This is a genomic window from Klebsiella sp. HN106, assembly GCF_051209435.1.
In the GTDB taxonomy this organism is placed as follows: Bacteria; Pseudomonadota; Gammaproteobacteria; order Enterobacterales; family Enterobacteriaceae; genus Klebsiella; species Klebsiella oxytoca.
Window position 1 is genome coordinate 313601 of sequence record NZ_JBLURD010000002.1, and the last position, 12035, is coordinate 325635.

A 12035-nucleotide genomic window follows, 5' to 3' on the forward strand; every position below is an offset into this window, starting at 1 on the left:
ACAATAGATTGTTTTTCCCCGCTTGCACGGGGAAAAATATCACTGAGGTTTGAAGTCCAACGGCGCATTTTTGAATACTTCATATACCGCCTGACTAGGCGGTTTTGGGAACTTAGCCTGTCGGGCTGCTGCAAGAGCGGCCTGACAAAGCGCAGGATCCCCACCTTCAGACTGTATATTTAGCAACATGCCATCCGGAGCAAGTTTAATACGCAAGGTACAGGTCTTGCCTGAGTAAGACGCTGCGTCGTAAAACTTACTTTCAATGGCAGATTTGATCTGCCCGGCATAATTGCTGATATCAGCTCCTGATGCGCCATTATTTTTAGTATTACCACTCCCGGCAGCAGATGCATTGCTCCCTTTCGCCCCACCGCCAGTTTTAGGCGCATTCTTACCGGAGCTCAGGTCGCCGAGCAGATCGTCCACGCCGTTGGCCTCTTTGGCCGCAGCGGCTTTCTTCGCGGCTGCTGCCTTAGCGGCTGCGGCTTTCGCTGCTTTGTCTGCGGCGGCCTTCTCTGCTGCTGCGGCTTTGGCTGCCGCAGCTTTCTCAGCGGCGGCTTTTTCCGCTGCGGCGGCTTTCTCGGCTGCTGCTTTCTCAGCAGCGGCTTTCTGCGCGGCGGCTTTTTCTGCCGCTTTTTCGGCAGCAGCCTTTTCAGCCGCAGCCTGTTTCGCCGCTTCTTGCTGCGCTTTTTTCTCTGCCTGCTGCTGCGCTTTCTTCTCGGCTTCCTGCTGAGCTTTCTTCGCTGCATCCGCTTCGGCTTTCTTCTGCGCGTCCGCGGCCGCTTTCGCGGCTTCTGCTTCTGCCTGTTTCTTCGCATCCGCCGCCGCTTTCGCCGCAGCGGCTTCGGCTGCTTTCGCCTGAGCATCGGCCTTCGCTTTTGCATCAGCGGCGGCTTTGGCGGCAGCTTCCTGCGCCTCTTTCGCCTGAGCGTCCGCTTTCGCTTTGGCCGCTGCGGCGGCTTTCGCCGCGGCTTCTTCCGCCTGTTTCTGCTGCTCTTTCGCCTCTTTAGCCGCTTCCTGCGCCTGCAGACGCTCCTGTTCCAGCTGTTTTAGCCGTTCCTGCTCGGCGGCCTGCTTTTCGCGCAACTCTTCCGCCTGCTGCTGAGCCTGCTTTTCACGCTGCTCGGCGGCGCGGCGGGCGCTGGCCTGCTGCTGCTGTTGACGGTCATAATTCTTCACAACCGCCCCCGGATCGACCATAACCGCATCTATAGAAGAGCCCCCGCCGCCGCCGGCAGAAGCATCCAGATGCTCGTCAAACGAACTCCAGATCAGCAGCGCTATCAAGACGATGTGCAGCGCGACTGAAACTATGATCGCTCGTTTAAGCTTGTCGTTTTGTTCGGTTGCCTTTGACACTATCGGTTCCCAAAAACTGTTCGCCTGTTCCCGTTCGATGACGTCGGCCGCGGGACACGTTTGTCCCACCGTCGCCATATTGGCGGGGGTGCGTATTGCGAGCGATTAGATCGGCTTAGTCATCAAGCCAACCGATTTAACCCCTGCGCTATGCAACAGGTTAAGCGCTTTAATAATCTCATCGTATGGCACCTCTTTCGCACCGCCGATCAGGAACACCGTTTTCTCATTCGCCTCAAGTCGACGCCTGGCTTCGGCAATAACCTGTTCAGGCGGCAGCTGCGATAGCGTTTCCGGGCCAATTTTCACGTTGTACTGCCCGACTCCGGAAACCTCAACGATCACCGGCGGTTCATCGTTGCTTTTTACCGCCTGCGATTCCGTTGCGTCCGGCAGGTCGACCTCTACGCTCTGCGTAATGATCGGCGCTGTCGCCATAAAGATCAGCAACAGCACCAGCAGGACATCCAGCAGCGGAACGATGTTGATCTCGGACTTCAGTTCGCGACGCCCGCGTCCACGTGCTCTGGCCATGGCTTACCCCTTATTGCTTTCGCTGCTGGTAAACGCCTGACGGTGCAGAATAGCGGTGAACTCTTCCATAAAGTTGTCGTAGTTCAGCTCAAGTTTGTTCACGCGCTGGTTCAGACGGTTATAAGCCATAACCGCCGGGATAGCGGCAAAGAGACCAATTGCGGTCGCAATGAGCGCCTCTGCAATACCCGGTGCCACCATTTGCAGCGTCGCCTGTTTTACCGCGCCCAGCGCGATAAAGGCGTGCATGATCCCCCATACGGTACCAAACAGACCGATATACGGGCTGATAGAACCTACCGTACCGAGGAACGGGATGTGCGTCTCCAGGGATTCCAGCTCGCGATTCATCGAGATACGCATCGCGCGCGATGCCCCTTCAACAATTGCTTCCGGCGCATGGCTGTTGGCGCGATGCAGACGAGCAAACTCTTTAAAACCGCTGTAGAAGATTTGTTCCGAACCGGTCAGATTATCGCGACGGCCCTGGCTTTCCTGATACAGACGAGAAAGCTCAATACCTGACCAGAACTTATCTTCAAACGCTTCGGCTTCACGCGACGCCGAGTTAAGAATGCGCGTTCTCTGGATAATAATGGCCCAGGAGGCGATAGAAAAACAAACTAAAATCAACATGATAAGTTTAACCAGAAGGCTTGCCTTCAGGAACAAATCAAGGATATTCATCTCAGTCACTGCTTAAACTCCGCGACAATAGACTTGGGAAGCGCACGAGGCTTCATTAAGAGTGGATCAACGCACACGATCAGAACTTCAGCTTCATTCAAAACCACGTTCTCGGCGTTGACGATTCGCTGCGTGAAAACCAGGGTCGCCCCTCGCATTGAGGTTATCTCCGTCTGGATTTCGAGCATGTCGTCGAGTCTGGCGGGCGCAAAATACTCCAGCGTCATTTTGCGAACCACAAAGGCAACTCGTTCAGCCAGCAAAACCTGTTGGCTGAAGTGATGATGGCGCAGCATCTCTGTGCGTGCTCTTTCATAGAAAGCGACGTAGCTGGCGTGGTAAACCACACCACCGGCGTCGGTGTCTTCGTAGTAGACCCGAACCGGCCATCGAAACAGCGTTGTATTCACTTTACATCCCGGTAATGCAACAAAAGGTTAGTGCTTTCAAACTTCGCTACTATACGCGCGGGAATCGTGGTTTGGAATGGGGGAAAGTAAACGAGGAGTAAATTTTTATGGGCTTATGCAAGCCCATATGGTTAACAGAGATTTCTTATTCAAAAGAAGAAAAAGAACAGGCCCAAAACGAGCACAATATCAGCGATAAGCGGACAAAAAATTCCCTGCCAGTGGATGGCGCGCGGGCGAAAGCCCACGCCGTGGATAACGCCGGTACACACCGCCCACATCAGCAGGAAGCCGTGCCAGATTTCCAGCTCACTGGTTTTGGCCGCAAAGCGCGACGGGTCCCAGAAGATGCAGCCCGCTAGCGCCAGCGCCATCAATAAGGAAAGCGCCCTTAACGGGCGCTTGTCCATTATCGCGTAAAGAGTCGCGATAATACTCATCAGTGTTCTTCTTTACCTGCTTTGGTGGCTTCCACGTGCTCAAGCGCCAGCGCGGTAATCACCCCAAAGGCACAAGCAAGAAGCGTTCCCAAAATCCATGCGAAATACCACATATATAGCTCCTTACCTTAGTACAGCGAGTGGGTGTTCTTTTCGATGTCTTCGCGAGTGATGCGACCGAACATTTTCCAGTAACACCAGGTGGTGTAGGCCAGAATAATCGGTACGAAGACAATCGCCACGTAAGTCATCAGGTTCAGCGTCAGCTGGCTGGAGGTGGCATCCCACATGGTCAGGCTCGCGTTCATCGCCGTGCTTGAAGGCATAATGAACGGGAACATGGCGATACCGGCAGTCAGAATGATGCACGCCAGCGTCAGCGAGGAGAACAGAAATGCCCAGGCGCCTTTATCTGCTTTGGTCGAAATGACGGTCAGCAGCGGCAGCGCCACGCCCAGAGCAGGAATCGCCCATAGCGCCGGCATATTATTAAAGTTCACCATCCACGCGCCGGCCTCACGAGCCACTTCTTTGGTCAGCGGGTTAGACGGGCCGGTATGATCCATGACGGATTTCACTACGTAACCGTCGATGCCATAGTAGACCCAAACGCCTGCCAGCGCGAAGCAGACCAGCGTCACCAGCGCCGCTACCGTTGAGACGGTGCGGGTACGCAGGTGCAGTTCGCCCACGGTACGCATCTGCAGATAGGTCGCGCCCTGCGTCAGGATCATCGCCACGCTAACAATACCGGCCAGCAGTCCAAACGGATTCAGCAGCTGGAAGAAGTTGCCGGTGTAGTACAGACGCAGATATTCATCAACGTGGAACGGAACGCCCTGCAGCAGGTTACCGAACGCCACGCCAATCACCAGCGGCGGTACGAAGCTGCCGACGAAGATGCCCCAGTCCCACATATTACGCCAGCGGGTATCCTCAATCTTCGAGCGGTAGTCGAAACCAACCGGACGGAAGAATAAAGATGCCAGCACCAGGATCATTGCCACGTAGAAGCCGGAAAACGCGGCGGCGTAGACCATCGGCCAGGCGGCAAAGAGCGCGCCGCCTGCGGTGATCAGCCACACCTGGTTTCCGTCCCAGTGCGGAGCAATGGAGTTAATCATAATTCGACGCTCGGTGTCGTTACGACCGAGGAAACGGGTGAGCATGCCCACCCCCATGTCGAAGCCATCGGCGACGGCAAAACCAATGAGCAGAATGCCAATCAGCAGCCACCAGATAAAACGCAATACTTCATAATCGATCATTTGACGACTCCTGTCTTAGCGTGCCGACTGAATAGCCGCAGAGGACTGTTCAAAGTGATAGCGACCGGTTTTCAGGCTGCTTGGTCCTTTGCGGGCAAACTTGAACATGAGGAACAGTTCAGCCACCAGGAACAGCGTGTACAGGCCACAAATCAGCACCATAGAGAAGATCAGGTCGCCCGCAGTCAGCGACGAGTTCGCTACAGCCGTTGGTAGCACTTCACCGATAGCCCAGGGCTGACGGCCATACTCAGCAACAAACCAGCCAGCTTCTACGGCAATCCACGGCAGCGGCAGGCCATAGAACGCAGCGCGCAGCAGCCATTTTTTCTCGCCAATGCGGTTACGAATCACGGTCCAGAAGGAGGCGCCAATAATCAGCAGCATCAGCACGCCGCACGCCACCATGATACGGAAGGCAAAATAGAGCGGCGCCACGGCAGGAATGGAGTCCTTGGTCGCCTGCGCAATCTGCGCTTCCGTCGCGTCGGAGACGTTGTCGGTATAGCGTTTCAGCAGCAGACCATAACCAAGATCTTTCTTCACGTCGTTAAACCGATCGCGAACGGCCTGGTCAGTTGAACCTGCACGCAGCTGTTCCAGCAGCGCGTAAGCCTTCATCCCGTTACGGATACGCTCTTCGTGCTGAACCATCAGATCCTTCAGGCCGGTAACCTGTTTATCGACGGAGCGAGTCGCAATGATGCCCAGCGCGTAAGGAATCTGAATCGCGAAGCGGTTCTCCTCTGCTTTCTGGTCAGGAATACCAAACAGGGTAAAGGCCGCCGGAGCAGGCTGAGTTTCCCATTCTGCTTCGATAGCCGCCAGCTTGGTTTTCTGCACGTCGCCCATTTCGTAACCGGATTCATCACCGAGAACGATAACGGAGAGGATTGCCGCCATGCCGAAGCTTGCTGCGATAGCAAAGGAGCGCTTGGCAAAAGCAAAGTCGCGCCCTTTGAGCATATACCAGGAGCTGATAGCAAGAATGAACATCGCGCCGGTCACGTAGCCGGAAGCCACGGTATGCACGAACTTAACCTGAGCCACCGGGTTCAGAACCAGCTCAGAGAAGCTGACCATCTCCATACGCATGGTTTCAAAGTTGAAGTCCGACGCAATCGGGTTCTGCATCCAGCCGTTAGCGACAAGAATCCACAGCGCCGACAGGTTGGAGCCGAGCGCTACCAGCCAGGTCACGGCCATGTGCTGCACTTTACCCAGACGATCCCAACCGAAGAAGAACAGACCTACAAAGGTAGATTCGAGGAAGAAGGCCATTAAACCTTCAATGGCCAGCGGCGCACCGAAGATATCGCCCACGTAGTGAGAGTAGTAAGACCAGTTTGTCCCGAACTGGAACTCCATGGTCAAACCGGTTGCCACACCCAGAGCGAAGTTGATACCAAACAACTTGCCCCAGAACTTGGTCATATCTTTATAAATCTGTTTGCCGGAAAGGACGTAGACCGTTTCCATGATGGCCAGCAGGAACGCCATACCAAGCGTCAGCGGCACAAACAGGAAGTGGTACATCGCGGTCAAGGCAAACTGTAAGCGCGACAGTTCGACTATATCTAACATCATGACTCCTTGCTCATCGCATGAAGACTCCGAGAGTGAACCCCGTTAGAAAGGGTCACACGCATGCCCCAATACAAATTTATTTGCTTCTTCTCGTCACGCCCGTTTCCTCTGTCAAGGAAACGGTAGTGGTGAAAAGTTACAAACATGTTAACAAAACACCCAAATTGATCCCGTGATTATATTACGCTGCAAAACCCTTACAATAAATAGGTTTTTATTGTGATAAATTTGCAGTTTTCGACGGCGATCAATTTATAGCGAAAATATCAGATTTTGGTCAATTTGATCCGCGACAATTTAACTCCATTTCTTGTTCTTTTCCAAGTTTTAAACATTGATTTAAATCAATTTTCATTTTAAATGTTAATTATGTTTACTGTGTACAACACTAGTAAACACAAGGTTAACGGTATGTTTTTCAGGAGTGTCATCAGTTACTGAAAATGATAGACCATTTATTTCACAGCGGAGCGGTACTTAATGAGCCCTCGTGAGCGGCTTAAATGCCGACCTCAACTGATAATGTTGCGTAGTTCACAGATTTTTTTTATCAAGTTACTATCGTTTATTTTTTTACTGATTATATTTATCATTGCATTTACCTTTAATTAACACCCCTATGTGACTATCGTTTATCCCGTCACCGCCGCCCATCGATTTCTTTTTTGTGCAGGTCAGGCCCCCTACTCTTCTTAAGGATCATCTGCAGTCTGCATTTTTACTCTCTGACGACGTATGTCTGCCTCATCAACAAAAATAGAATATGAAACGAACAATTCATCATTTGATAGCTTTATTCTAACAAATTGCCTTTGACACATATAAAAACCAGCCCATAAATTCCGTTACCGCGCTCACAGAAAATTTTAAAGAATTGTATTTAACCCGTTATTTAGAAATACAGAAGCCAGCCAAAAATAAAATAAGATCTCGCTCACAAACATCGCAATATATTTATTACGAGAACTCAAAAAGGACCAATCAAATTTATAAGCATTAAGTACATCACTATGATAAACAAAGAATTTTTAACGAAAACTCAAAAATGCGCTTTTTTTGAATGATATTCTGAAAATAGATCAATTGCTTCCTCCCGACGAACCAAAGACACTCCAGCCCTATTAACAGGCATCCATAACCCAGGCTGCCAAATATTAGATCGTCGTTTTTATTTTTATACCATCAGCCCTACAGAGGATTACCCATGAAGAAATCAACACTCGTTATTGGCGTCATTGGTGCTGACTGCCATGCAGTAGGCAATAAAGTCCTGGACCGCGTTTTTACTGCCCATGATTTTCGCGTAATCAATCTGGGCGTGATGGTCAGCCAGGATGAATATATTGATGCCGCCATCGAAACTGGTGCGGATGCCATCGTCGTGTCGTCGATTTACGGCCACGGCGATATCGATTGCCTGGGACTGCGCGAGCGCTGCATCGAACGCGGTATCGGCGACATTCTCCTTTACGTCGGCGGCAATCTGGTGGTCGGAAAGCATGACTTTGCCGACGTTGAAGCGAAGTTCAAAGAGATGGGGTTCAACCGCGTTTTTGCCCCCAGCCACGATCTGGAAGACGTCTGCCAACTGATGGCAAACGACATCAACCAGCGCCATGGCGTTAAACACCCGTGTCTGGAAGAGGCCATCTGATGCAAACCGTCTCAGTCGATATCGGCTCGACGTGGACCAAGGCGGCCCTCTTCACCCAGGAGGGGGATGAGCTGACGCTGGTAAACCACGTTCTGACCCCGACAACCACCCATCACCTGGCGGAAGGCTTTTTTGCCAGCCTGAACCAGGTGCTTAACGTTGCCGATGCGCGCCCGCTGCTGAACCGCGGTGACGTCACGCTGAAATACTCCTCATCGGCCAAAGGCGGTCTTGCCGTCGCCGCGATGGGGCTGGTGCCGTCCATCACCCTGGAGTCAGCAAAAGTCACCGCCCACTCGGCGGGGGCCAAAATCGCCCAATACTACTCTTATAAACTGAATCGCCACGACATTCAGGCGCTGGAAGCCTCGCCGCCGGACATTCTGCTGTTTACCGGCGGGACCGACGGCGGTGAAACGAGCTACGGCCTGGCTAACGCCCACGCGCTGGCGGAGTCAACGCTCGACTGCGCCATTATCTATGCCGGCAACCGCGACATTCAGGACGAGATTCAGACCATCCTCGGCCATAAAGATCTGACCACGGTAGACAATATTCTGCCCGATCTTGATCACCCGAATCCGTACGCGGCCCGCAAGGCAATATGCGATGTTTTCTTATCCCGGATCGTCAAAGGTAAAGGACTGGACGTTATCGTCGCAGAAACCGGCGAAGAGCCGATGCCAACGCCGTGGACCGTCTACGAGCTGGTGAAAACCATCAGTCATTACGACAGTACGTGGAAAGAGTTCATGCTGATCGACATGGGCGGCGCGACTACCGATGTCTACTCCGCCAGCGCCAACACGCTCTCGCCGGATACCGTTCTACACGGCGTTCCGGAGCCATATGTAAAACGCACGGTGGAAGGCGATCTCGGCATGCGCGTCTCGGCGATGGTTGTCGGTGAAAGCGCCCGGGAGCTGGTGAACGTGGTCTTTGCCCACCAGCCGCAGCGTCAGGAGGCTTTTTACCGCTATCTGCGCCATCTTGTCGCTCAGCCGGATTATCTGCCGGCCAGTGAAGAAGAAAAGTATTTCGACACCGTTCTCGCCGGGCTCTGCGTGGGCTACGCCAGCGAACGCCACGCGGGAACCAAAAAACAGGTCTGCACCTGCGTGGGCAACGTCGACCTGCAGATGGGGCGCGACCTGACCCCGGTGCGCAAAGTCGTCGGATCCGGTGGATGGCTCTCCCGCGCCAGCCGCTTTGACATCCACCGCTGGCTGAAATACCGCGAACTGGATGACGACGGCAGACGCATTCTCTTACCGACCCAGTTTGACTATTACCGCGATGCAAAAGGCATGCTTCCGCTGCTGGCAAACGTTGCCAGGCTTTATCCCGAACTCGCCGCTCGCACCAGCATTCACTGTTTAACCCTATAAATGAAGGCAGCTACGAATGGAACTTCGAAATAAAAAATTAACCCATGACGAATTCATGACCGAGCGGCATCAGGTATTGCAGACCTGGCATACCGGCAAGGACGTTGAGCACTTCGAAGATGGCGTGAAGTACCAGCAAACTATTCCAGAGAAAAAACGCTTTTCTCACGCCCTGCTTAAGGCCGACCAGGAAGGTAAAACGTTGAGCCAGCCGCGCGCGGGCGTAGCGCTGATGGATGAACACATTGCGCTACTCAAGACGCTGCAGGAAGAGTGCGATCTACTGCCCAGTACCATCGATGCCTACACCCGCCTTAACCGTTACGAAGAAGCGGCGGTCGGCATTCAGAAGTCTATCGAAGCGGGTACCTCCAAACTCAACGGTTTACCGGTGGTTAACCACGGCGTCGCTGCCTGCCGCCGGATGACCGAAGCGCTGGAAAAACCGGTGCAGGTACGTCACGGTACGCCGGACGCGCGTCTGCTGGCGGAAATTTCCATGGCCAGCGGCTTTACCAGCTACGAAGGCGGCGGTATCTCCTACAACATTCCCTACGCCAAGCGCGTGACCCTGGAGAAGTCGATTCGCGACTGGCAGTACTGCGACCGTCTGATGGGCCTTTATGAAGAACACGGCATTCGAATTAACCGCGAACCTTTCGGCCCGCTAACCGGCACTCTGATCCCGCCGTTTATGTCCCACGCGGTGGCGATTATCGAAGGGCTGCTGGCGCTGGAACAGGGCGTCAAATCAATTACCGTCGGCTACGGCCAGGTGGGCAGCCTGACCCAGGACATTGCAGCGATTAAGTCGCTTCGCGAACTTTCTCACGAATATTTTGGCAATTACGGTTTCGACGATTATGAGCTGAGTACCGTCTTCCACCAGTGGATGGGCGGCTTTCCGGAAGATGAATCGAAAGCATTCGCCATTATCTCCTGGGGCGCGGCGGTGGCCGGCATGTCCGGCGCCACCAAAGTGATCACCAAGAGCCCGCATGAAGCGTTCGGTATTCCAACCGCAGCGGCCAACGCGCAGGGCCTGAGGGCCTCCCGCCAGATGCTCAATATGGTCAGCGATCAGAAGTTCCCGCCGTGCGCCGCGGTAGATCAGGAAGTGGAGCTGATAAAAAGCGAGGTACGCGCGGTACTGAAGAAAGTCTTCGAACTGGGTAACGGCGATATCGCCCGCGGTACGGTGCTGGCCTTTGAAGCGGGCGTGCTGGACGTGCCTTTTGCTCCGGCATCCTGCAACGCGGGCAAAATTCTGCCGGTTCGCGACAATTCCGGCGCTATTCGCGTGCTTGAAGCTGGCGCGGTTCCGCTGCCGAAGGACATCCTCGCCCTGCACCACGATTACGTCGCAGAACGTGCGCATTTTGAAGGTCGCAAGCCCTCATTCCAGATGGTTGTTGATGACATCAACGCGGTATCCCACAGTCAATTAATAGGAAGACCATAATGAAAATTAAACAGGCCCTTTTCACCGCTGGCTACTCCTCATTCTACTTTGATGACCAGCAGGCGATTAAAAACGGCGCGGGTCACGATGGATTCATCTATACCGGCGCGCCGGTTACCCCCGGATTTACCTCCGTGCGCCAGGCAGGTGAATGCGTTTCCGTGCAGCTAATTCTGGAAAACGGCGCGGTAGCGGTCGGTGACTGTGCCGCCGTACAGTATTCCGGCGCCGGCGGCCGCGACCCGCTGTTCCTCGCGGAAAATTTTATTCCCTTCCTCAACGATCATATTAAACCGCTGCTGGAAGGCCGGGATGTCGATACGTTCCTGCCGAACGCCCGCTTCTTCGACAAGCTGCGCATCGACGGCCAACTGCTGCATACCGCCGTCCGCTATGGTCTTTCCCAGGCGCTACTCGATGCCACGGCGCTGGCCAGCGGCCGTCTGAAGGCGGAGGTGGTTTGCGACGAATGGCAGCTGCCCTGCATCCCGGAAGCGATTCCTTTATTTGGTCAGAGCGGAGACGACCGCTATATCGCCGTGGACAAGATGATCCTCAAAGGCGTCGATGTTCTGCCGCATGCGCTGATTAACAACGTTGAAGAGAAGCTGGGTCTGAAAGGGGAGAAACTGCGCGAGTATATCCGCTGGCTGTCCGACCGCATCTTAAGCCTGCGCACCAGCCCCCGCTACCGCCCGACGCTGCATATCGATGTTTACGGCACCATCGGCCTGATTTTCGATATGGACCCGCTTCGCTGCGCCGAATATATCGCCAGCCTGGAGAAAGAGGCCCAGGGCCTGCCGCTCTATATAGAAGGCCCGGTGGATGCCGGCAACAAACCGGATCAGATCCGCATGCTGACCGCCATCACCAAAGAGCTGACCCGCCTGGGTTCCGGGGTGAAAATCGTCGCCGACGAATGGTGTAACACCTATCAGGATATCGTTGACTTCACCGATGCCGGCAGCTGCCACATGGTACAGATTAAAACCCCGGACCTCGGCGGCGTCCATAACATTGTGGACGCGGTGCTGTACTGCAACAAACATGCGATGGAAGCCTATCAGGGCGGGACCTGTAACGAAACCGAGATCAGCGCCCGCACCTGCGTTCACGTCGCGCTGGCCGCGCGTCCTGTACGCATGCTGATCAAGCCAGGCATGGGCTTCGACGAAGGTCTTAACATCGTGTTTAACGAAATGAACCGCACCATCGCGCTGTTGCAGACTAAGGATTAAGA

Annotated in this window: 12 protein-coding genes; 4 read left to right on the plus strand and 8 right to left on the minus strand. The window is 54.0% G+C overall.

Features of this window, described 5'->3' with window-relative positions; genetic code table 11:
- Positions 1 to 39: 39 nt before the first annotated feature.
- The 8 genes from tolA to cydA all read right to left on the minus strand — a co-directional run bounded on the left by tolA (position 40) and on the right by cydA (position 6285).
- The gene (gene tolA / locus ACSIPU_RS08140) at positions 40 to 1362 is read right to left on the minus strand and encodes a cell envelope integrity protein TolA (RefSeq protein ID WP_017146322.1); all 1323 of its coding nucleotides are present in this window, start codon (positions 1360 to 1362) and stop codon (positions 40 to 42) included.
- A 105-nt stretch (positions 1363 to 1467) separates the two neighbouring features.
- Entirely contained in the window at positions 1468 to 1896 is a 429-nt protein-coding gene (gene tolR, locus ACSIPU_RS08145) for a colicin uptake protein TolR (protein ID WP_004100333.1), read from the minus strand.
- A 3-nt stretch (positions 1897 to 1899) separates the two neighbouring features.
- On the minus strand, positions 1900 to 2592 hold the full coding sequence (tolQ, locus tag ACSIPU_RS08150) for a Tol-Pal system protein TolQ (protein ID WP_004100332.1): 693 nt from the start codon (positions 2590 to 2592) through the stop codon (positions 1900 to 1902).
- Entirely contained in the window at positions 2589 to 2993 is a 405-nt protein-coding gene (gene ybgC, locus ACSIPU_RS08155; protein WP_004100330.1) for a tol-pal system-associated acyl-CoA thioesterase, read from the minus strand. The genes tolQ and ybgC overlap by 4 nt, the downstream gene beginning before the upstream one ends.
- Positions 2994 to 3142: 149 nt before the next feature.
- Complete coding sequence (gene ybgE, locus ACSIPU_RS08160) at positions 3143 to 3433, minus strand: cyd operon protein YbgE (protein WP_004100327.1); 291 nt, start codon at positions 3431 to 3433, stop codon at positions 3143 to 3145.
- Positions 3433 to 3546, minus strand: a complete 114-nt coding sequence (gene cydX / locus ACSIPU_RS08165; protein WP_004100325.1) for a cytochrome bd-I oxidase subunit CydX — start codon at positions 3544 to 3546, stop codon at positions 3433 to 3435. The genes ybgE and cydX overlap by 1 nt, the downstream gene beginning before the upstream one ends.
- A gap of 15 nt (positions 3547 to 3561) precedes the next feature.
- Positions 3562 to 4701 (minus strand): cytochrome d ubiquinol oxidase subunit II, encoded by a 1140-nt coding sequence (gene cydB, locus ACSIPU_RS08170; RefSeq protein ID WP_004100323.1) that lies wholly within the window; start codon positions 4699 to 4701, stop codon positions 3562 to 3564.
- 15 nt (positions 4702 to 4716) lie between these two features.
- The gene (gene cydA, locus ACSIPU_RS08175; RefSeq protein ID WP_004100321.1) at positions 4717 to 6285 is read right to left on the minus strand and encodes a cytochrome ubiquinol oxidase subunit I; all 1569 of its coding nucleotides are present in this window, start codon (positions 6283 to 6285) and stop codon (positions 4717 to 4719) included.
- Positions 6286 to 7492: 1207 nt separating this feature from the next.
- Here cydA and glmS point away from each other — a divergent pair.
- The 4 genes from glmS to ACSIPU_RS08195 are packed head-to-tail and all read left to right on the plus strand — an operon-like array spanning position 7493 to position 12033.
- Positions 7493 to 7942, plus strand: a complete 450-nt coding sequence (gene glmS, locus ACSIPU_RS08180) for a methylaspartate mutase subunit S (protein ID WP_004100319.1) — start codon at positions 7493 to 7495, stop codon at positions 7940 to 7942.
- Positions 7942 to 9330, plus strand: a complete 1389-nt coding sequence (gene glmL, locus ACSIPU_RS08185; RefSeq protein WP_032727964.1) for a methylaspartate mutase accessory protein GlmL — start codon at positions 7942 to 7944, stop codon at positions 9328 to 9330. The genes glmS and glmL overlap by 1 nt, the downstream gene beginning before the upstream one ends.
- A 16-nt stretch (positions 9331 to 9346) precedes the next feature.
- Entirely contained in the window at positions 9347 to 10792 is a 1446-nt protein-coding gene (locus tag ACSIPU_RS08190) for a methylaspartate mutase subunit E (protein ID WP_004100317.1), read from the plus strand.
- A complete protein-coding gene (locus tag ACSIPU_RS08195; protein WP_004100316.1) occupies positions 10792 to 12033 on the plus strand; it encodes a methylaspartate ammonia-lyase in 1242 nt (413 codons plus the stop codon). Before ACSIPU_RS08190 ends, ACSIPU_RS08195 begins: the two co-directional genes overlap by 1 nt.
- The last annotated feature ends 2 nt before the right edge of the window (positions 12034 to 12035 follow it).